The organism is Streptomyces hilarionis, from assembly GCF_024539675.1.
GTDB classification, from domain to species: Bacteria; Actinomycetota; Actinomycetes; order Streptomycetales; family Streptomycetaceae; genus Streptomyces; species Streptomyces hilarionis.
Map to the genome: position 1 here is coordinate 21,909 of NZ_JAHHIT010000009.1, position 20,295 is coordinate 42,203.

Sequence of the window (20,295 nt, forward strand, 5' to 3'; positions counted from 1 at the left end):
GGAGGCAATCTCCCACAATGGCCGGACAACACGCCATGTCTCGCCCTCGGTCGGGAAGTTCGCCTTCCGGACGGCTCTTCGAGATATCTGCGCGTCGGTAGTAGGCTCGCGCCGTTTGTTGACGCACATGTGTACCCCCTGCCGGTGGGGGTCCGAGCAGGGGGAGGCCATGCGCTTTCGCGGGAAGTCGATCCGCCGGAAGATCGTGGCGCTGCTTCTCGTGCCGCTGGTTTCCCTGACGGCGATCTGGGGTTTCGCCACGGTACTCACGGGGCGTGAGGCGAGCCGCCTGTTCACCGTGTCGTCCCTCGTCGAAAAGGTCGGCTACCCCATCGAGGACACGGTCCGCGTCGTTCAGCAGGAACGACGCCAGGCCCTCGTCTTCCTCGCCGACCCGCGCGCCGCCGACGCGCTGTCCGCCCTGCGCCGCACCCGGACCGCCACCGACGACGCCCTGGCCGAGATCCGCGGCAACGCCCGCGACCCCGACGTGCGCGAGGTCCTGGACCAGGACGACAGCGAGGGCCTCACCGCCGTGCTCGACGCCTTCGCCGGCATCGACGACCTGCGCCGCAGCGTCGAGGAGCGCACCGTCACCCGGGCCCAGGCCCTCGGCCTCTACACCCAGCTGATCGACCCCTGTTACTCCCTGCTGGTCAAGCTGGACGTGGTCGACAGCGTCGAGATGGACAAGCAGTACCGGGCGCTCGTCAGCGTCGCCCACGCGCGGGAACTCCTCTCCCAGGAGGACGCCCTTCTCGGCTCCGCCCTGGTCGTGGGCCGGCTCACCCGCCAGGAGATCCGCGAGGTCTCCGACCTCCAGGCCCAGCGGGAGGTGGTCTACGACATCAGCCTCGTCCAGCTGCCCACCGGGGAGCGCGAACGCTACGAGAGCTTCTGGAAGAACGCGACCACCGCCCCGCTGCGCACGGTCGAACAGGCCGTGGTCCGCGCCACGCCCGGCGACCCGCCCCGCGGAGTCAGCGCCAAGAACTGGGACACCGCGGCAGGCAGCGTCCTGGACGAGCTCGGCGCGCTGGACGAGCAGGCCAACGACCGCTACCAGGACCGGGTCCGCCCGGTGGCGACCGAGGTCATCGTCAAGGCCGTCGTCGCCGGCGTCTTCGGGCTGGTCGCCCTGCTCGTCTCCCTCGTGCTGTCCGTGCGCATCGGCCGGGGTCTCATCCGCGACCTGCGCCAGCTCAGGGTGGAGGCCCACGAGGCGTCCGGGGTGCGGCTGCCCAGCGTGATGCGCAGGCTGTCCGCGGGCGAACAGGTCGACGTCGAGACCGAGGTGCCGCGCCTGGAGTACGACAAGAACGAGATGGGCGAGGTGGGCCAGGCCCTCAACACCCTTCAGCGCGCCGCCGTCGAAGCGGCCGTCAAACAGGCCGAACTGCGCTCCGGCGTCTCCGAGGTCTTCGTCAACCTCGCCCGGCGCAGCCAGGTGCTGCTGCACAAGCAGCTCACCCTGCTCGACACCATGGAACGCCGCACCGAGGACACCGAAGAGCTCGCCGACCTCTTCCGCCTCGACCACCTCACGACCCGCATGCGACGCCACGCCGAGGGGCTGGTGATCCTGTCGGGCGCCGCGCCCTCCCGGCAGTGGCGCAAGCCCGTGCAGCTCATGGACATCGTGCGCGCCGCCGTCGCCGAGGTCGAGGACTACGAACGCATCGAGGTCCGTCGGCTGCCCCGCCTGGCCGCCACCGGCCCGGCCGTCGCCGACCTCACCCACCTGGTGGCCGAACTCCTGGAGAACGCAACGGTGTTCTCCCCGCCGCACACCGCGGTCCAGGTGTACGGCGACCGTGTGGCCAACGGCTTCACCCTCGAGATCCACGACCGCGGCCTCGGCATGGCGCCCGAAGCCCTCCTGGAGGCCAATCTCCGGCTCGCCGAGACGCCGGAGTTCGAGCTGTCCGACACCGACCGCCTCGGGCTGTTCGTGGTGAGCCGGCTCGCCCAGCGGCAGAACGTCCGCGTCTCCCTCCAGCCCTCGCCGTACGGCGGCACGACCGCCGTCGTCTTCATCCCCGACGCCCTGCTGACCGACGACGTCCCCGACACCAACGGCATCGGCTTCCGCCTCGACCGCCCCCGGCCGCCGAAGGAGACCGAGCCGGCGGAGAACCGCAGGTCCGCGCCGGCCTCGGCCTCCGCGCCGCTGCCGGGAGTGACCGCCTCGCTGCTCGACGGACCGGTCGAACTCGAGGCCCCCGTCGGCCTGGGCGCCCTCGGCGAGTTCCAGGTTCCCCTCGCCGAGGACGACGACGACCAGGGTGTCCTGTTCCGCCCCCGCCGTTCCCTCACCGACCCCGACGCGGCGGGCGGCGACGCGGTCGACCCGCACCGCAGGCCGCCCGTCGGACCGGTCGAACCCGCCGGGCCCGTCGCCGACGGCCCCGGCGCACCCGTGCCGCTGCTCCCCGGGCGCCGTACGCCCAAGCTGGTCAGCTCGCACGGGCGCCCGGTCGCCGACCAGCGGCCCGCGCGCGCGGAGACGGATCCGGAGCTCCCGGGCAGGCCCGGCCCGCGCCGCGTCGACGACGGCAAGCCCGCGCCTCTGCCGTCCCGGCGGCGCGGAACGGCCGCCCGGATTCCGCACGGCGGCCCCGACGAGGGCCTCCCCGGGCAGGAACACGCCGGCCGCGGCACGCAGGATTCGTCCGCGCGCACCGCCCTTCCCCGACGCGCACGGCAGACCGCCGCCCTGTCCGAGGGCCCGGACGGCGAGACCGGTCGGCGCGGGGACGCGGGCCGGGATTCCGGCTCCGACACGGGAGCGCTGCCGCGGCGCGTGCGTCAGGCGAACCTGGCCCCGCAGCTGCGGCAGGGCCCGGCCCCGCGCGCGGAGGACCGCGCCGACCCGCCGGACCGGGACGCCGACGAGGTACGCAGCCGCATGGCCTCGCTCCAGCGAGGCTGGCAGCGCGGCCGCGTCGAGAACGCCGCGGGCGACGACGCCCACAGCGGCACAGCACCACAAGGAACGACAAAGGGGGACGGTCGATGACCGCACCGAAGACGACCGGCCACAGCAGCATCAACGGCGAGCTGAACTGGCTCCTCGACGAACTCGTCGAACGCGTCGCCAGCATCCGCAAGGCCGTCGTCCTCTCCGGCGACGGTCTGCCGACAGGCGTGTCGAGGGACCTGACCCGCGAGGACGGCGAGCATCTCGCCGCCGTCGCGTCGGGGTTCCACAGCCTCGCCAAGGGCGTCGGCCGCCACTTCGAGGCCGGCAGCGTCCGCCAGACCGTCGTCGAGCTCGACGACGCGTTCCTGTTCGTCACCGCCGCCGGTGACGGCAGCTGCCTCGCCGTGCTCTCGGACGCCGACTCGGACGTGGGTCTCGTGGCGTACGAGATGACGCTGCTGGTCAAGCGGGTCGGCGTACATCTGGGCACCGCCCCGCGCACCGATCTGCCCTCCGGCGGGTAGTGGGATGGCATGAGCACAGTCGGTCAGGGAAGCAGTCACTGGTTCGACGACGAGGCCGGGCCGGTCGTCCGTCCGTACGCCATGACGCGCGGCCGTACCACCAGTGCGGTCCAGCATCGTCTCGACCTGATCGCGGTCGTCGTCGCGGAGCCGCACGCGGACGACGCGGAAGCCGACTCCTCGCTGTCGCCCGAGCACGTGGACATCGCGGCACTGTGCCGGGACGCGCCGCAGTCCGTCGCCGAGCTCGCCGCCGAACTCAACCTGCCCATCGGGGTGGTGCGGGTCCTGGTCGGCGACCTCGTGGACGCGCAGTTCGTCCATGTGAACAGGCCGGTCCCGCCGGCCGAACTCCCGGACGAGAGCATTCTGCGTGACGTGATCAGCGGCCTCCGGGCCCTGTGAGCACCGCGGACGAGGCGAGGGCCCGCTCCCGGGGCCTCGCCGTCGTCCGCCGTTCGGGACGGCAGGCCGCGGGGCCACCCGCCGCGGGAACCCGAGAGGGGCTCCCGACGGGCGGCGGCCGGGGACTCCGGCCCCGCGGCGCCGTCTCCGCGAAACGCCCGAGCCGGCCGCCCAGCCACCGATCCACCAAGTCACCGAACCATTCAGCAATCAAGCCATCAAGCCATCGAGCAGGAGAGAGATCGATGATCTTCGGGCGTTCTGAGCGCGGCAAGCCCCCGGTCGAGCCCGTCACGCTCAAGATCCTGGTGGCCGGCGGCTTCGGCGTGGGCAAGACGACCCTCGTCGGCGCCGTCAGCGAGATCAAGCCGCTGCGTACCGAGGAGTACCTCACCGAGGCCGGTCGTCCCGTGGACGACACCACCGGCGTCGAGGGCAAGCACACCACCACCGTCGCCATGGACTTCGGGCGCATCACCCTGCGTGAGGACCTGGTGCTGTACCTGTTCGGGACGCCCGGCCAGGAACGGTTCTGGTTCATGTGGGACGAGCTCTCCGAGGGTGCGCTCGGCGCCGTCGTGCTCGCCGACACCCGCCGACTGGAAGACTGCTTCGCCGCCGTCGACTACTTCGAGCGGCGCTCCATACCGTTCCTCATCGCCGTCAACTGCTTCGAGGGGGCGGTGCACTACCCCGAGGAGGACGTGCGCGGGGCGCTCGACCTCGACGACGACGTACCGGTCGTCCTGTGCGACGCCCGCGACCGGAGATCGGTCCGGGACGTCCTCGTGGGCGTCGTCCAGCATGCGATGGACTACGGGACCGAACGCCGAGAGCCCGTCACCACCTAGCCGCGTCCCGACGAGCCCGCCCCGCCCGGACGGACGGAGCCGACGCGGCCCGGGGCCCGCCGACGACAGGACGGGCCCCGGGCCGCGGTCGAGGTCTCACCGCACCGCCACCACCGCCGAACCATGGCCGAACAGGCCCTGGTTGGCCGTGACGGCCACGCGCGCGTCCGGGACCTGACGATCGCCCGCCTGCCCCCGCAACTGCCGGGTGACCTCGCAGACCTGAGCGATGGCCTGGGCGGGAACCGCCTCCCCGAAGGAGGCGAGGCCACCGCTCGTGTTCACCGGTATGCGACCGCCCGGCGCGGTCACGCCCTCCCGCAGCAGTTTGACGGCCTCGCCCTCGCCGCACAGGCCCAGGTCCTCGTACCACTGCAGTTCCAGAGCCGTGGACAGGTCGTAGACCTCGGCGAGCGACAGGTCCTCGGGGCCGAGGCCCGCCTCCTCGTACGCCGCCCGGGCGATCGACGCCCGGAACGGCTCGGCCTCCGGTTCGGCCCCCGAGGCGGAATCGGTCGCGATGTCCGGCAGGTCGAGGACGGTGCAGGGGTAGCGGGGGGTCACGGTGGACACCGCCCTGATCCGCACCGGATCCGCCGCACCGTGCCTACGGGCGAACTCCATGCTGGACAGCACCAGGGCCGCACCGCCGTCGGAGGTGGCGCAGATGTCCAGCAGCCGCAGCGGATCGGCCACGACGGCGGAGGCGGCGACCTCCTCCGGGGTCACCCGCCTGCGGTAACGCGCGTACGGGTTCAGTGCGCCCATGGCCGCGTTCTTCACCTTGACCTGCGCGAAGTCCTCCAGGGTGTCCCCGTGCACCGCCATGCGCCGACGCGCGTACAGCCCGAAGTACGCCGGGTTGGTCGCGCCGAGCGCGCGGAACCGCAGCCAGTCGGGATCGTCCGGCCGGTCGCCTCCCGCCGGCCGGAAGAAGCCCTTGGGCGCCGCGTCGGCCCCCACCACCAGCACCACGTCCGCCCGGCCCGCGAGGATCTGGGACCGGGCCGCGTCGATCGCCTGCGCCCCCGAGGCGCACGCCGCGTACACGCTCGTCACCCGTGCACCCTGCCACCCCAGCGCCTTCGCGAACGTCGCCCCGGCCACGTGGCCCGGATACCCGCCGCGCACCGTGTCCGCGCCGACGATCGCATCGACGTCCCGCCAGGCGACGCGCGCGTCCGCCAGAGCCGCGCGCGCGGCCTTCACCCCGTACTCGACGAAGCCGCGCCCCCACTTGCCCCACGGATGCATCCCCGCCCCGAGCACCGCCACCTCCGTCGTCATCCCGCCACCCCTGTCGGCCGCCATCGCCAGATGGTCCAGGTCGTCTCCGCGTCCTCGTTGAGCACGCCCGGGACGACCTCCATCTCCATGCCCACCGTCAGATCGGCGGCGGTGATCCCGGGAACCGCCTGTCCCAGCACCACGATCCGCTCGGACTCCAGCTCCACAGCGATCAACGCGTACGGCTCCCACGGAAGTTCCGGATCCGTCACATAGGGTGACGGAGGACGGTACCGGCTGTCCGTGTACGACCACACCCGTCCGCGACGGGAGAGCGGCACCTCCTCGAGGTCACCGCTCTGGCAGTCCGGATTGCGACAGTAGGCGTCCTCGCGGGGGAAGAAGACCGCGCGGCAGTGCGAGCAACGCGTGCCGAGCAGCGTGAAGTCGTCTCCCTCCCCGGTGAACCATCCGGCGACGACAGGTATGCGTGCACGCGACAAGGGCCCTCCCCGGACTCGTCATCTGACGACTCATCAGAAGTGTGGCACGGCCCGGAGCGAATGGGCAGGGAGCGGACACGACACGACCGTCCGCGGCGTCACGCGGCGTCACTCCCGCGCTCGACCGACCTGCTGTCGATCGCCGTCGGGCGACGAAGGGCGGGGCGGCCCCCTTCGGCCTACCGTCTAAGCCGCCTCACCGCCCTCCTTCGCCGCACCGCGCTGCGCCGCCGCCGTACGACGTCCTTCGCAAGATCGGATACGCTCCGCCGCGTGTCCGAAACTCTGCACTCCACTTCGAACTCCGCGTGCGGCTCCCACTGTTCGAGCTGCGGAGCGCCCTACGGGGAGGGCGCCACCGGCTGGCCCCGCACCTGCCGGGTCTGCTCCACCGTGGTCTACCGCAACCCGCTGCCGGTGGCCGTCGCCCTCCAGCCCGTGTACGACTCCAAGGGCACCGCCCTGGTCGTCATCACCCGAACCATCGCTCCCGCGCGTGGGCGCATCGCCCTGCCCGGCGGCTTCATCGACGACCGCGAGGACTGGCGGCAGGCCGTCGTCCGCGAACTCATGGAGGAGACCGGCATCGAAGCGGCGTCCCGCGACGTGCGGCTCGCCGACGCCATGAGCTCGCCCGACGGCCACCTCCTGCTGTTCGGGCTCCTGCCCGAGCGCCCCGCCGACCGGCTGCCGGCGTCGGCCGCCACCGACGAGACCGAGGGCTGGCTCCTGCTGCACCGGCCGGAGGAACTCGCCTTCCCGCTTCACACCGTCGCGGTGCGGGCGTTCTTCGAGGGCCGCTACATCTGACGTCACCCCTCGCCGAGCCCGCGAACGCGGACCGGGTGGGACGGCGTCCGCGGGCCGTCCTCACCCTCCCGCTCCACGACCACCCGCGAGCCCTCCCAGCGGGACACGTACCGCTCGGTCACCGGCTCCTCCCCGCCGTCGACGGCCTCGCGCACCACCAGGCCCCCGCCCGTCCGCCCCCGGACCGGCGCCCATACCTCCAGTTCCAGCCCGCCGCCGCCCCGCACCGGCAGGACGGCGCCCGCCCGCGCGAGCACCGGAACACGCGACAACGGGGCCTCCACCACCACCCGGCCCGGTCCCTCGTACGCCCGGCCCGTAGCCGTGTCGTACCAGCGCCCCCGCGGAAGCCGCACCGCACGCCGGTCGGCGCCCGGCTCCAGCACGGGCGCCACCAGCAGGTGCTCGCCCAGCAGGAAGACGTCCTCACAGTCCCGCAGGGTCCGGTTGCGAGGCGACCCCCACCACACCGGACGCACCATCGGAGCGCCCGTACGGCTCGCCAGATGCGCCAGCGTCACGAAGTACGGCATCAGCCGGCGACGCTCGACGAGCGCCCCACGCGCGTGCTCCAGCACCTCGGCGCCGAACTCCCACGGCTCCTGAGCGCCCCCGCGTCCACGCGCGCGTGTGCGCAACAACGGCAGATAGGCCCCCAGCTGAAGCCGGCGCAGATACAGCTCGGGCGAGGGACCGCCGTCGAACCCGGCCACGTCCGGCCCCGAGAAGGGCACCCCGCACAAACCGAGGCCCACCACCAGGGACACCGACGCCCGCAGCCCCGGCCAGCCGGAATCGACGTCTCCGCACCAGGCGCCCCCGTACCGTTGCAGCCCCGCCCAGCCGGACCGGGAGACCACGAACGGACGCCGCTCCGGTTCCAGCCTCCTCAGCCCCTCGTACGCCGCCCGGGCCATGCACAGCCCGTACACGTTGTGCGCCTCGCGGTGATCCCCGCCCCGCCCCTCCAGGGAGTGCCGGGATGACCGGGGCAGGGTCGACTCCCCGAAGGCGGCGAAGGTCGTCGGCTCGTCCCTGTCGTGCCAGAAGCCGGTGAAGCCCTGCTCGATCCGCTCGGCGTGCAGATCACCCCACCACCGCCGCACACGCGCGTGCGTGAAATCCGGGAACACCGTCTCCCCGGGCCGCCCCACGCCCTCGACGAGCCGCCCCGACGCGTCGCGCACGAAGGCGTCCTCCGCGACCCCGCCGTCGAACACGGCAGTGCCCGGCACGGCCTTGACCGCCGGGTCCATGACCGACACCAGCTGCGTCCCCTCCCGCCGCAGCTCCTCGGCCAGCACCGACAGCTTGGGGAAACGGTCCTGATCCACAGTGAAGACCCGGTGCTCGTCGTAGTGGTCGACGTCCAGGTGGACCGCGTCCAACGGCAGACCGTGCTCCCGGTAACCCTCGACGAGCCGGCGGACCTCCTGCTCACCGGCGAAGCCCTGCCGCAGGTGATGGTGGCCGAACGCCCACGCAGGCGGCACCGCCGGCCCCCCGGTGAGCGAGGCCCAGGTGAGAAGCACACGCGCGGGCGTGCCCGCCATCACCCAGCACCGCAACGGCCCGCCGTCCATCCGCACCTCGCACGCCCCCGGCCGGTCGTGCCCGGACCCCGCGCCCTCCTCGCCCTCCCGCAGCACGACCGTGCCGTCCCACGACGTGTCGTGGAACACCAGGTGCGACCCCGCGTCCGCCACCACCAGCTGCACCGGCATCGTCAGATGAAGCGGATCGTGTCCGGCGCCGACCTCCCGCCCGGGATCGGTGTTCCACAGCCGGTACGCGCCGTCGCGCAGCCGCGGCCCCGACGCACGGCCGCCGAGGCCGAAGAACCGCGCGTCCGCCGCCACCTCCGAGCGCTGCATCCACCGCGCCGGGCCGCCCGCCTCCCGCTCCCACCACCGGGGCGGCAGATCACGGCGCAGCACGACGCCTCCCGGTGTGCACACCTCGACGGCCCCGTGCCGGGAGACCACGACCGTCACCCGCTCCGCCACCACCCGCCAGCCGCCGTCCTTGTCCGGCTCCAGCACCACGCGCGCGTCCGGCCCGGGACAGGGACCGGCCAGCGCGTACGACGGCTCCGGCTCCGCCCCGTCCCACCCCCAGAACACGGCCCCGCTCGCGGTCACGCGGACCGTCAGCTCCGAACGGCTGAACCGGAGCGTCCCCCCACCGGGCCCCGGCCGGGCCTCCTGGAGCGGACCGGGCACCCGCGCGCGCTCCGGCCCCCGCGCCGCCAGGCCCGCCGCGTCGGCGCGCCTCCTGCGCCATGACGCCCGCACGGTGCGCAACCCTTTGGCAGCCCCCGCCGAACCGACCGCCTTCATCGAACGCACCAGGTCACGACCGCTCATACTGCTCACCCTGTCACTGACCGCGGCACGCGCGCGGGTCGTTCAACTGCCGTTCACCTGTGGCGGGAGCACATCGTCACCCCACCGACTGTGGTGCGCCCGCCCTGGTGCAGAAGTCGATCACATGGCATCGTCCGTGTCAGCCGCGTCACGCGCACCACCCCTGCTCGTGCGCGGGCGACGCACACGACGCGCACAGTCCGGGAGCCGACTCATGCCCACCTCGAACCCCGAGCCGCTCTGGCGGCCAGATCCGCAGCGAACGGCCGAGGCCCAGGTCACCAAGTTCCAGACCTGGGCGGCCGAACACCACGGAGCCCCCTCCGAAGGCGGCTACCCGGCGCTGCACCGCTGGTCCGTCGACGAGCTGGAGACGTTCTGGAAGGCCGTCACGGAATGGTTCGACGTACGGTTCTCGACGCCGTACACGCGCGTGCTGGGCTCACGCACCATGCCCGGCGCCGAGTGGTTCCCCGGCGGGACGCTGAACTACGCCGAGCACGCGCTGCGAGCGGCCGCCACCCGACCGGACGAACCGGCCCTGCTGTACGTCGACGAGATCCACGAACCCAGCCCCGTGACCTGGTCCGAGCTGCGCCGCCAGGTCGGCGCGCTGGCCGGCGAACTGCGCGCGCTCGGCGTCCGCCCCGGCGACCGGGTCAGCGGATACCTTCCGAACATCCCCCAGGCGGTCGTCGCCCTCCTCGCCACGGCCGCCGTGGGCGGCGTGTGGACCTCCTGCGCCCCCGACTTCGGCGCCCGCAGCGTCCTCGACCGGTTCCAGCAGGTCGAACCCGTCGTCCTGTTCGCCGTCGACGGCTACCGCTACGGAGGCAAGGAACACGACCGGCGCGCGGTCGTCGCCGAACTCCGCGCCGAGCTCCCCACCCTGCGCGCCGTGGTCCACATCCCCCTCCTCGGCGCCGAGCCGCCCGAGGACGCCCTGGACTGGTCGGCGCTGACGGCCGCGGACGAGGAACCCGTCTTCGAACAGGTCCCCTTCGACCACCCGCTCTGGGTGCTCTACTCCTCCGGCACCACCGGCCTGCCCAAGGCCATCGTCCAGTCCCAGGGGGGCATCCTCGTCGAGCACCTCAAGCAGCTCGGCCTGCACTGCGACCTCGGACCCGCGGACCGCTTCTTCTGGTACACCTCGACCGGTTGGATGATGTGGAACTTCCTCGTCTCCGGCCTGCTGACCGGGACCACGATCGTTCTCTACGACGGCAGCCCCGGCCACCCCGACACCGGCGCGCAATGGCGCGTGGCCGAACGCACCGGCGCCACCCTCTACGGCACGTCGGCGGCGTACGTGATGGCCTGTCGCAAGGCGGAGGTGCACCCCTCGCGCGACTTCGACCTCTCCAGGGTCCGCTGCGTGGCCACCACGGGGTCTCCGCTCCCGCCCGACGGATTCCGCTGGCTGCACGACGAGGTCCGCGACGACCTGTGGATCGCCTCCGTCAGCGGGGGCACGGACGTGTGCTCCTGCTTCGCCGGAGCCGTCCCCACCCTCCCCGTCTACACCGGCGAGCTCCAGGCCCCCGGCCTCGGCACCGACCTTCAGGCCTGGGACCCCGAAGGCCGGCCCGTGACCGACGAGGTCGGCGAACTGGTCGTCACCAACCCCATGCCCTCGATGCCGGTCCGCTTCTGGAACGACCCGGACGGCAGCCGCTACCACGACAGCTACTTCGACACCTATCCCGGCGTGTGGCGGCACGGCGACTGGATCACCGTCACCTCACGCGGTTCCGTCGTCATCCACGGCCGCTCCGACTCCACGCTCAACCGCCAGGGCGTGCGCATGGGCTCGGCGGACATCTACGAGGTCGTCGAGCGCATCCCCGAGATCAAGGAATCCCTGGTCATCGGCATCGAGCAGGCCGACGGCGGGTACTGGATGCCGCTCTTCGTCCATCTCGCCCCGGGAGCGGTCCTGGACGAGGCGCTCCTGGACCGCATCAAGCGGGCCATCCGCGAGCAGCTGTCGCCACGCCACGTCCCCGACGAGGTCATCGAAGTGCCCGGCGTGCCGCACACCCTGACCGGCAAGCGCATCGAGGTCCCGGTCAAGCGTCTCCTCCAGGGCACCCCGCTGGAGAAGGCCGTCAACCCCGGCTCCATCGACGACCTCGACCTGCTGCACTTCTACGAGGACCTGGCCCGCAAGCGGTCCTGACCCCTGCCGGGCCGCCGTCCGAACACCGCGGCCGGTCCGGGCCTCGCCGGCACGACCGCGAGGCCCGGACCGGCCGCACTCACGCCTGTGAACAGCACTTTCCGTGCCGCACTGGGCAGCCGACGATCCACCCGACCCTCACTGTCAGTGCCGTCGATTACTGTGAGTGAGCATTGATCGACGTGCACACCAGGGGGACAACGTGGCAGACACCGACCAGCAGACCATGCGGCGCGTCCTGCGCCGGGAGATCGCCGGCACCATCGGCGTCCTCACCGACGAACACGACTTCCGCGCCATGCGCCGCTACCGCACCTTCCCGTTCGACGACCACGCCACCTACCTCCAGCAGGTCGAAGGCCTGCTGAGGACACGCGCCCTACAGGGCAGCCACACCACGCTGGCCCTCTTCGACCCGCAGGACTACGCCGCGTACTGCGCGGCCAAGGGCCTCGACGCCGACGACCCCGGCAACCGCACCCGTTTCACGGCCGAGCTCGCGACCACGGGCCCCACCGTCCCGTACGACGGCCAAGCCCTCGCCGACCTGCTGCCCGCCCTCGTCGACGAAGCCGTCCGACAGGCCACCTGGGAATACGCCGCCACCCTGCTCGCCCGCCTCGGCCCCTGCGCCACCTGCGGCGAGGACATCGGCCGAGCCGCCTTCACCCGCGCCTCCGACCTCCTCGCCCGCATCCTCGACAGCGCACCGCCGGGCGACCGGCATCTCGTCTGCAGCGTCACCGGGACACCCGAAACACTCCTCGCCGTCCTCCAGGCCGACGACGAGAGCGACGACACCGGCCCACCGTTCGACGACGCCGAGGCCCTGGAGTTCACCACCGTCCTCGCCCTCGGGCTCGCCACTCGGAGCCCCGGCGGACTGGTCATGCGCACCAGCGCCCCGGGCGCGCGCGACCAGGTCTACGGATGGCGCCTGCGCGGCGAAGGCCTCGAACCCCTGACCGCCGGCGAGGTCTTCGACGCCTACTGCACCGACGCCGAGTCCGGCGAACTCATCTCACCCGAGTCCGGCGTCGACTACTGCTTCCCACCGGACCTCGGTCCCCGCGCGCGGCCCCCCGGCCACACCCACTGACCGACCGGCGACGCCCGCCCACGACAGGGGCGCTCCACCCGAAGGCGGAGCGCCCCTGCTCACCGCGGGACAGCCGACCCGTTCCGGCTACTCCCCGGACAACACGGCCTGTGCCGCGTCGCGTGCCTCCTGCGCGCTGTCGCACGCACGCGCGGCGGCCGCGGCACGCTCGCACTGGGCCAGCGTGTACTTCGCCAGAGCGCTGCGCACGTACGGAATCGACGCCGACCCCATGGAAAGGGAGGTGACGCCCAGACCCGTCAGCACACACGCGAGCAGCGGGTCGGCCGCGGCCTCGCCGCACACCCCGCAGCTCTTGCCCTCGGCCCTGGCCGCCTCGGCGGACGCGGCGACGAGGTCGAGCAGCGCGGGCTGCCACGGATCCTGGAGCCGGGACACCGCCCCCACCTGCCGGTCCGCCGCGAACGTGTACTGCGCGAGGTCGTTCGTCCCCAGGGACAGGAACTCCACCTCCTGGAGGATCGAACGAGCCCGCAGCGCAGCCGACGGAATCTCGACCATCGCGCCGAACTTCGCCCGCAGCCCCGCGTCGCGACAGGCGTCCGCGAAGGCCTTGGCGTCGGTGCGGTCCGCCACCATGGGCGCCATGACCTCGAGGTGGACGGGCAGCCCCTCGGCAGCCTTCGCCAGCGCCGTCAGCTGCGTCCGCAGCACGTCGGGGTGGTCGAGCAGGGTCCGCAGCCCCCGCACACCCAGCGCCGGGTTGGGCTCGTCGGCCGGAGTCAGGAAGTCCAGCGGCTTGTCCGCCCCCGCGTCCAGCACCCGCACGACGACCCGACCCTCCGGGAACGCCTCGAGCACCTGCCGGTACGCCTCGACCTGCTTCTCCTCGGACGGCGCGTTCTTGCTGTCGTCGAGGAAGAGGAACTCGGTGCGGAACAGACCGACGCCCTCCGCCCCGGCGTCGAGGGCGGCCGGCACGTCGGCCGGTCCGCCGACGTTCGCCAGCAACGGCACCTTGTGACCGTCGGCGGTCGCCCCCGGCCCCGTCGAGGCGGCCAGCGCCGCCTTGCGCTCGGCGGCAGCGGCCTCGAGCCGGGCCTTCTTCTCGTCGCTCGGATTCACGTGGACGTCGCCCGTGCTGCCGTCGACGGCGATCATCGTGCCCTCCGCGAGCTCGCCCGCGCCCGGCAGAGCGACGACGGCCGGCACCCCGAGCGCCCGGGCGAGGATCGCACTGTGACTCGTCGGCCCGCCCTCCTCGGTCACGAAGCCGAGGACCAGCGTCGGGTCCAGCAGCGCCGTGTCGGCCGGGGCCAGGTCCCGGGCCACCAGCACGTACGGCTCGTCGCTGTCGGGCACACCGGGCATCGGAACGCCCAGCAGCCGGGCGACGATACGGTTGCGCACGTCGTCGAGGTCGGCCACCCGGCCCGCCAGGTACTCACCGGCGCCGGCCAGCAGTTCGCGGTAGGCGGCGAAGGCGTCGTACACGGCCCGCTCGGCCGTGCTGCCGACGGCGATCCGCCGGTCGACGTCGACCATCAGCTCGGGGTCCTGGGCCATCATGGCCTGCGCCTCGAGCACCGCCTGCGCCTCGCCCCCCGCCAGGTTGCCGCGCGCCGTCAGGTCGGCCGCCACCGCCTCCACGGCCTTGCGGGCGCGCCCCTGTTCGCGCCCCGCGTCCTGCGCCGGGTTCTGCTTGGCAGGCGGTTCGAGCACCGCCGTTCCCATGTGCCGAACCTCGCCGATCGCCACACCGTGGCTCACGCCGACGCCTCGCAGCGTTGTCTCCATCTCACCCGTCTCCCATAGTGCGGCGGCCCCTGCCGCCGCGGTGGTTGTCCTGCGTGCCGTCGACCGGGACGGCGTCGGCTTCACTGCCAGGAGAACAGAGCGTCGCCGGCCTTCACGTCGCCGCCCTCACGGAGACCGTCGAGCGCGTCGGCCGTGGCTTCCAGGGCGACGATCGGGCACACCGGGGACTTGCCGGCCGCTTCCACCGCACTCGGATCCCATCGCACGATGCCCTGCCCGCGCGTGACGGTGTCCCCCTTGTTCACGAGAAGCTCGAAGCCCTCGCCGTTGAGCTGGACGGTGTCGATCCCGAGGTGGGTGAGCACGCCGTGACCTTCGGAGTCGACGACCACGAAGGCGTGGGGGTGGAGGGAGACGATGACTCCGTCCACGGGCGCGATGGCTTCGGAGGGTTCGCGCACCGGGTCGATCGCCGTGCCCGGGCCGACCATGGCTCCGGAGAAGACGGGATCCGGCACCGCTGCCAGTCCGATGGCGCGTCCGGCAAGCGGGGACGTCACGGTGGTCATGGGAAGCCTCCCAGGGGTGGAGATGTATATGGGCCGTTACCGCTGGTCCAGGACGGCGCACTGTGCAGCAGGGTATGTCACATGAAGTACCGGTTCTGCACGAGAACAACCGATCCGTGGTCTAGACCACTACCCTAGTCGATTTGCAGCGGCTCTGCGGCCGCGTGTACAGTCGTACTCCTGCTCAAGGGGAGCGACGCGATCAAGCGCGCTCGTCGAGCAGCACCCAAACTGGTCAGATCCTAACTCTGGATCATCTTTCGCATGTCTGCGGAACGGTGGTCAGGAGGCCGGAAAGACCCTGATAGAGTTTGAAACGCAAGACCGAAGGGAAGCGCCCGGAGGAAAGCCCGAGAAGTTCGGGTGAGTACAAAGGAAGCGTCCGTTCCTTGAGAACTCAACAGCGTGCCAAAAATCAACGCCAGATATGTTGATACCCCGTCCCCGGCCGTGAAAGCCGAGGATGAGGTTCCTTTGAAATAAACACAGCGAGGACGCTGTGAACGGCCGGGCTCATTCCGCCTGGCTGTTCCGCTCTCGTGATGTGTGCACCGGCTGTATTAATTTACTGGCCGAGTAAACATTCACGGAGAGTTTGATCCTGGCTCAGGACGAACGCTGGCGGCGTGCTTAACACATGCAAGTCGAACGATGAACCACTTCGGTGGGGATTAGTGGCGAACGGGTGAGTAACACGTGGGCAATCTGCCCTTCACTCTGGGACAAGCCCTGGAAACGGGGTCTAATACCGGATACCACTTCCGCAGGCATCTGCGGGGGTTGAAAGCTCCGGCGGTGAAGGATGAGCCCGCGGCCTATCAGCTTGTTGGTGAGGTAATGGCTCACCAAGGCGACGACGGGTAGCCGGCCTGAGAGGGCGACCGGCCACACTGGGACTGAGACACGGCCCAGACTCCTACGGGAGGCAGCAGTGGGGAATATTGCACAATGGGCGAAAGCCTGATGCAGCGACGCCGCGTGAGGGATGACGGCCTTCGGGTTGTAAACCTCTTTCAGCAGGGAAGAAGCGAAAGTGACGGTACCTGCAGAAGAAGCGCCGGCTAACTACGTGCCAGCAGCCGCGGTAATACGTAGGGCGCAAGCGTTGTCCGGAATTATTGGGCGTAAAGAGCTCGTAGGCGGTCTGTCACGTCGGATGTGAAAGCCCGGGGCTTAACCCCGGGTCTGCATTCGATACGGGCAGACTAGAGTGTGGTAGGGGAGATCGGAATTCCTGGTGTAGCGGTGAAATGCGCAGATATCAGGAGGAACACCGGTGGCGAAGGCGGATCTCTGGGCCATTACTGACGCTGAGGAGCGAAAGCGTGGGGAGCGAACAGGATTAGATACCCTGGTAGTCCACGCCGTAAACGGTGGGAACTAGGTGTTGGCGACATTCCACGTCGTCGGTGCCGCAGCTAACGCATTAAGTTCCCCGCCTGGGGAGTACGGCCGCAAGGCTAAAACTCAAAGGAATTGACGGGGGCCCGCACAAGCAGCGGAGCATGTGGCTTAATTCGACGCAACGCGAAGAACCTTACCAAGGCTTGACATACACCGGAAACGGCCAGAGATGGTCGCCCCCTTGTGGTCGGTGTACAGGTGGTGCATGGCTGTCGTCAGCTCGTGTCGTGAGATGTTGGGTTAAGTCCCGCAACGAGCGCAACCCTTGTTCTGTGTTGCCAGCATGCCCTTCGGGGTGATGGGGACTCACAGGAGACTGCCGGGGTCAACTCGGAGGAAGGTGGGGACGACGTCAAGTCATCATGCCCCTTATGTCTTGGGCTGCACACGTGCTACAATGGCCGGTACAAAGAGCTGCGAAACCGTGAGGTGGAGCGAATCTCAAAAAGCCGGTCTCAGTTCGGATTGGGGTCTGCAACTCGACCCCATGAAGTCGGAGTTGCTAGTAATCGCAGATCAGCATTGCTGCGGTGAATACGTTCCCGGGCCTTGTACACACCGCCCGTCACGTCACGAAAGTCGGTAACACCCGAAGCCGGTGGCCCAACCCCTTGTGGGAGGGAGCTGTCGAAGGTGGGACTGGCGATTGGGACGAAGTCGTAACAAGGTAGCCGTACCGGAAGGTGCGGCTGGATCACCTCCTTTCTAAGGAGCACTTCTTACCGATCCCTTCGGGGTGAGGTCAGAGGCCAGTTCATCGGCGAACGTCCGATGCTGGTTGCTCATGGGTGGAACGTTGATTATTCGGCACTCTTGACTGTCTTCTCCTTCCAGTACTGTCCTTCGGGGCGTGGAACGAATGAGGGAAGCGGCGAGGGTGTCGGGCACGCTGTTGGGTGTCTGAGGGCACGGCCGCAAGGTCGTCCTTCTGATGCCGGCCCCAGTGAACTCGGATCGTAAGGATCCGGGGTGATGGGTGGCTGGTCGTTGTTTGAGAACTGCACAGTGGACGCGAGCATCTGTGGCCAAGTTTTTAAGGGCGCACGGTGGATGCCTTGGCACCAGGAACCGATGAAGGACGTGGGAGGCCACGATAGTCCCCGGGGAGTCGTCAACCAGGCTTTGATCCGGGGGTTTCCGAATGGGGAAACCCGGCAGTCGTCATGGGCTGTCACCCGCTGCTGAACACATAGGCAGTGTGGAGGGAACGCGGGGAAGTGAAACATCTCAGTACCCGCAGGAAGAGAAAACAACCGTGATTCCGGGAGTAGTGGCGAGCGAAACCGGATGAGGCCAAACCGTATGCGTGTGAGACCCGGCAGGGGTTGCGCATACGGGGTTGTGGGATCTCTCTTTTACGGTCTGCCGGCCGTGAGACGAGTCAGAAACCGTTGATGTAGGCGAAGGACATGCGAAAGGTCCGGCGTAGAGGGTAAGACCCCCGTAGTCGAAACGTCAACGGCTCGTTTGAGAGACACCCAAGTAGCACGGGGCCCGAGAAATCCCGTGTGAATCTGGCGGGACCACCCGCTAAGCCTAAATATTCCCTGGTGACCGATAGCGGATAGTACCGTGAGGGAATGGTGAAAAGTACCGCGGGAGCGGAGTGAAATAGTACCTGAAACCGTGTGCCTACAAGCCGTGGGAGCGTCGGACATCAAGCTTGCTTGGTGTCTCGTGACTGCGTGCCTTTTGAAGAATGAGCCTGCGAGTTTGCGGTGTGTTGCGAGGTTAACCCGAGTGGGGAAGCCGTAGCGAAAGCGAGTCCGAATAGGGCGTTTCAGTAGCACGCTCAAGACCCGAAGCGGAGTGATCTAGCCATGGGCAGGTTGAAGCGGAGGTAAGACTTCGTGGAGGACCGAACCCACCAGGGTTGAAAACCTGGGGGATGACCTGTGGTTAGGGGTGAAAGGCCAATCAAACTCCGTGATAGCTGGTTCTCCCCGAAATGCATTTAGGTGCAGCGTCGTGTGTTTCTTGCCGGAGGTAGAGCACTGGATAGGCGATGGGCCCTACCGGGTTACTGACCTTAGCCAAACTCCGAATGCCGGTAAGTGAGAGCGCGGCAGTGAGACTGTGGGGGATAAGCTCCATGGTCGAGAGGGAAACAGCCCAGAGCATCGACTAAGGCCCCTAAGCGTACGCTAAGTGGGAAAGGATGTGGAGTCGCAGAGACAACCAGGAGGTTGGCTTAGAAGCAGCCACCCTTGAAAGAGTGCGTAATAGCTCACTGGTCTAGTGATTCCGCGCCGACAATGTAGCGGGGCTCAAGCGTACCGCCGAAGTCGTGTCATTCACACAATAGGGCCAACGCCTGTGTGGATGGGTAGGGGAGCGTCGTGTGCCGGGTGAAGCAGCACCGGAAGGTAGTTGTGGACGGTTCACGAGTGAGAATGCAGGCATGAGTAGCGATACACACGTGAGAAACGTGTGCGCCGATTGACTAAGGGTTCCTGGGTCAAGCTGATCTGCCCAGGGTAAGTCGGGACCTAAGGCGAGGCCGACAGGCGTAGTCGATGGATAACCGGTTGATATTCCGGTACCCGCTGTGAAGCGTCAAACATTGAATCAGGCGATGCTAAGTCCGTGAAGCCGTCCCGGAGCCTTCGGGCAAAGGGGAGTGGTGGAGCCGACGGACCAGACTTGTAGTAGGTGAGTGATGGGGTGACGCAGGAAGGTAGTCCATCCCGGGCGGTGGTTGTCCCGGGGTAAGGGTGTAGGACGGTGTGTAGGCAAATCCGCACACCACATAGTCTGAGACCTGATGCCGAGCCGATTGTGGCGAAGTGGATGATCCTATGCTGTCGAGAAAAGCCTCTAGCGAGTTTCATGGCGGCCCGTACCCTAAACCGACTCAGGTGGTCAGGTAGAGAATACCGAGGCGTTCGGGTGAACTATGGTTAAGGAACTCGGCAAAATGCCCCCGTAACTTCGGGAGAAGGGGGGCCACGTTTGGTGAGAGGACTTGCTCCTCGAGCTGGGTGTGGCCGCAGAGACCAGCGAGAAGCGACTGTTTACTAAAAACACAGGTCCGTGCGAAGCCGTAAGGCGATGTATACGGACTGACGCCTGCCCGGTGCTGGAACGTTAAGGGGACCGGTTAGTCACATTTCGGTGTGGCGAAGCTGAGAACTTAAGCGCCAGTAAACGGCGGTGGTAACTATAACCATCCTAAGGTAGCGAAATTCCTTGTCGGGTAAGTTCCGACCTGCACGAATGGCGTAACGACTTCTCGACTGTCTCAACCATAGGCCCGGTGAAATTGCACTACGAGTAAAGATGCTCGTTTCGCGCAGCAGGACGGAAAGACCCCGGGACCTTTACTACAGTTTGATATTGGTGTTCGGTTCGGCTTGTGTAGGATAGGTGGGAGACTTTGAAGCGGCCACGCCAGTGGTTGTGGAGTCGTCGTTGAAATACCACTCTGGTCGTGCTGGATGTCTAACCTGGGTCCGTGATCCGGATCAGGGACAGTGTCTGATGGGTAGTTTAACTGGGGCGGTTGCCTCCTAAAGAGTAACGGAGGCGCCCAAAGGTTCCCTCAGCCTGGTTGGCAATCAGGTGTTGAGTGTAAGTGCACAAGGGAGCTTGACTGTGAGACCGACGGGTCGAGCAGGGACGAAAGTCGGGACTAGTGATCCGGCGGTGGCTTGTGGAAGCGCCGTCGCTCAACGGATAAAAGGTACCCCGGGGATAACAGGCTGATCTTCCCC

General features: G+C 68.9%; 12 protein-coding genes and 2 rRNA genes (1 of these 14 cut by a window edge). 9 read left to right on the forward strand and 5 right to left on the reverse strand.

Annotated elements, in window-relative coordinates; all coding sequences use genetic code 11:
* Positions 1 to 169: 169 nt before the first annotated feature.
* The 4 genes from KMS84_RS03340 to KMS84_RS03355 all read left to right on the forward strand — a co-directional run bounded on the left by KMS84_RS03340 (position 170) and on the right by KMS84_RS03355 (position 4,703).
* Entirely contained in the window at positions 170 to 3,019 is a 2,850-nt protein-coding gene (locus KMS84_RS03340) for a nitrate- and nitrite sensing domain-containing protein (protein ID WP_256914488.1), read from the forward strand.
* On the forward strand, positions 3,016 to 3,447 hold the full coding sequence (locus KMS84_RS03345; protein ID WP_256914489.1) for a roadblock/LC7 domain-containing protein: 432 nt from the start codon (positions 3,016 to 3,018) through the stop codon (positions 3,445 to 3,447). The genes KMS84_RS03340 and KMS84_RS03345 overlap by 4 nt, the downstream gene beginning before the upstream one ends.
* 9 nt (positions 3,448 to 3,456) lie before the next feature.
* The gene (locus KMS84_RS03350; RefSeq protein ID WP_256914490.1) at positions 3,457 to 3,852 is read left to right on the forward strand and encodes a DUF742 domain-containing protein; all 396 of its coding nucleotides are present in this window, start codon (positions 3,457 to 3,459) and stop codon (positions 3,850 to 3,852) included.
* Positions 3,853 to 4,097: 245 nt separating this feature from the next.
* Entirely contained in the window at positions 4,098 to 4,703 is a 606-nt protein-coding gene (locus KMS84_RS03355) for a GTP-binding protein (RefSeq protein ID WP_256914491.1), read from the forward strand.
* Positions 4,704 to 4,799: 96 nt separating this feature from the next.
* Here the strand turns inward: KMS84_RS03355 and KMS84_RS03360 are convergent, their stop codons facing one another.
* Together KMS84_RS03360 and KMS84_RS03365 are read right to left on the reverse strand one after the other, a co-directional pair.
* Positions 4,800 to 5,990 (reverse strand): lipid-transfer protein, encoded by a 1,191-nt coding sequence (locus KMS84_RS03360; protein WP_256914580.1) that lies wholly within the window; start codon positions 5,988 to 5,990, stop codon positions 4,800 to 4,802.
* Positions 5,987 to 6,433, reverse strand: coding sequence for a Zn-ribbon domain-containing OB-fold protein (locus KMS84_RS03365; RefSeq protein ID WP_256914492.1), 447 nt, complete (start codon positions 6,431 to 6,433; stop codon positions 5,987 to 5,989). Before KMS84_RS03365 ends, KMS84_RS03360 begins: the two co-directional genes overlap by 4 nt.
* 273 nt (positions 6,434 to 6,706) lie before the next feature.
* Here KMS84_RS03365 and KMS84_RS03370 point away from each other — a divergent pair, with 273 nt between their 5' ends.
* Positions 6,707 to 7,243: an NUDIX domain-containing protein gene (locus tag KMS84_RS03370; protein WP_256914493.1), complete on the forward strand. Its 537-nt coding sequence runs from the start codon at positions 6,707 to 6,709 to the stop codon at positions 7,241 to 7,243.
* 2 nt (positions 7,244 to 7,245) lie between these two features.
* Here the strand turns inward: KMS84_RS03370 and KMS84_RS03375 are convergent, their stop codons facing one another.
* Positions 7,246 to 9,609 (reverse strand): glycoside hydrolase family 31 protein, encoded by a 2,364-nt coding sequence (locus KMS84_RS03375; RefSeq protein WP_256914494.1) that lies wholly within the window; start codon positions 9,607 to 9,609, stop codon positions 7,246 to 7,248.
* Between the two features lie 214 nt (positions 9,610 to 9,823).
* On the opposite strand from KMS84_RS03375, the gene KMS84_RS03380 reads away from it, so the two are divergent.
* Together KMS84_RS03380 and KMS84_RS03385 are read left to right on the forward strand one after the other, a co-directional pair.
* The gene (locus tag KMS84_RS03380) at positions 9,824 to 11,791 is read left to right on the forward strand and encodes an acetoacetate--CoA ligase (RefSeq protein ID WP_256914495.1); all 1,968 of its coding nucleotides are present in this window, start codon (positions 9,824 to 9,826) and stop codon (positions 11,789 to 11,791) included.
* A gap of 202 nt (positions 11,792 to 11,993) precedes the next feature.
* Positions 11,994 to 12,890 carry a DUF8829 domain-containing protein gene (locus tag KMS84_RS03385; protein ID WP_256914496.1) on the forward strand — a complete coding sequence of 299 codons (897 nt, stop codon included), beginning with the start codon at positions 11,994 to 11,996 and terminating at the stop codon, positions 12,888 to 12,890.
* Positions 12,891 to 12,977: 87 nt separating this feature from the next.
* Here the strand turns inward: KMS84_RS03385 and ptsP are convergent, their stop codons facing one another.
* Both ptsP and KMS84_RS03395 read right to left on the reverse strand, forming a co-directional pair.
* A complete protein-coding gene (gene ptsP / locus KMS84_RS03390; RefSeq protein WP_256914497.1) occupies positions 12,978 to 14,648 on the reverse strand; it encodes a phosphoenolpyruvate--protein phosphotransferase in 1,671 nt (556 codons plus the stop codon).
* An 80-nt stretch (positions 14,649 to 14,728) separates the two neighbouring features.
* Positions 14,729 to 15,178, reverse strand: coding sequence for a PTS sugar transporter subunit IIA (locus tag KMS84_RS03395; RefSeq protein ID WP_256914498.1), 450 nt, complete (start codon positions 15,176 to 15,178; stop codon positions 14,729 to 14,731).
* A gap of 583 nt (positions 15,179 to 15,761) precedes the next feature.
* On the opposite strand from KMS84_RS03395, the gene KMS84_RS03400 reads away from it, so the two are divergent.
* Together KMS84_RS03400 and KMS84_RS03405 are read left to right on the forward strand one after the other, a co-directional pair.
* Positions 15,762 to 17,287, forward strand: a 16S ribosomal RNA gene (locus KMS84_RS03400).
* A gap of 318 nt (positions 17,288 to 17,605) precedes the next feature.
* A 23S ribosomal RNA gene (locus tag KMS84_RS03405) occupies positions 17,606 to 20,295 on the forward strand; it runs 329 nt beyond the window's last position.
* Together the 16S and 23S rRNA genes form the textbook arrangement of a ribosomal RNA operon.

What these genes read in the sequence shown, in the direction of transcription:
- KMS84_RS03340 (WP_256914488.1), top strand. Translation starts at nt 170, where the DNA reads ATGCGCTTTCGCGGGAAGTCGATCCGCCGGAAGATCGTGGCGCTGCTT.
- KMS84_RS03345 (WP_256914489.1), top strand. Translation starts at nt 3,016, where the DNA reads ATGACCGCACCGAAGACGACCGGCCACAGCAGCATCAACGGCGAGCTG.
- KMS84_RS03350 (WP_256914490.1), top strand. Translation starts at nt 3,457, where the DNA reads ATGAGCACAGTCGGTCAGGGAAGCAGTCACTGGTTCGACGACGAGGCC.
- KMS84_RS03355 (WP_256914491.1), top strand. Translation starts at nt 4,098, where the DNA reads ATGATCTTCGGGCGTTCTGAGCGCGGCAAGCCCCCGGTCGAGCCCGTC.
- KMS84_RS03360 (WP_256914580.1), bottom strand. Translation starts at nt 5,990, where the DNA reads ATGACGACGGAGGTGGCGGTGCTCGGGGCGGGGATGCATCCGTGGGGC.
- KMS84_RS03375 (WP_256914494.1), bottom strand. Translation starts at nt 9,609, where the DNA reads ATGAGCGGTCGTGACCTGGTGCGTTCGATGAAGGCGGTCGGTTCGGCG.
- KMS84_RS03380 (WP_256914495.1), top strand. Translation starts at nt 9,824, where the DNA reads ATGCCCACCTCGAACCCCGAGCCGCTCTGGCGGCCAGATCCGCAGCGA.
- ptsP (WP_256914497.1), bottom strand. Translation starts at nt 14,648, where the DNA reads ATGGAGACAACGCTGCGAGGCGTCGGCGTGAGCCACGGTGTGGCGATC.
- KMS84_RS03395 (WP_256914498.1), bottom strand. Translation starts at nt 15,178, where the DNA reads ATGACCACCGTGACGTCCCCGCTTGCCGGACGCGCCATCGGACTGGCA.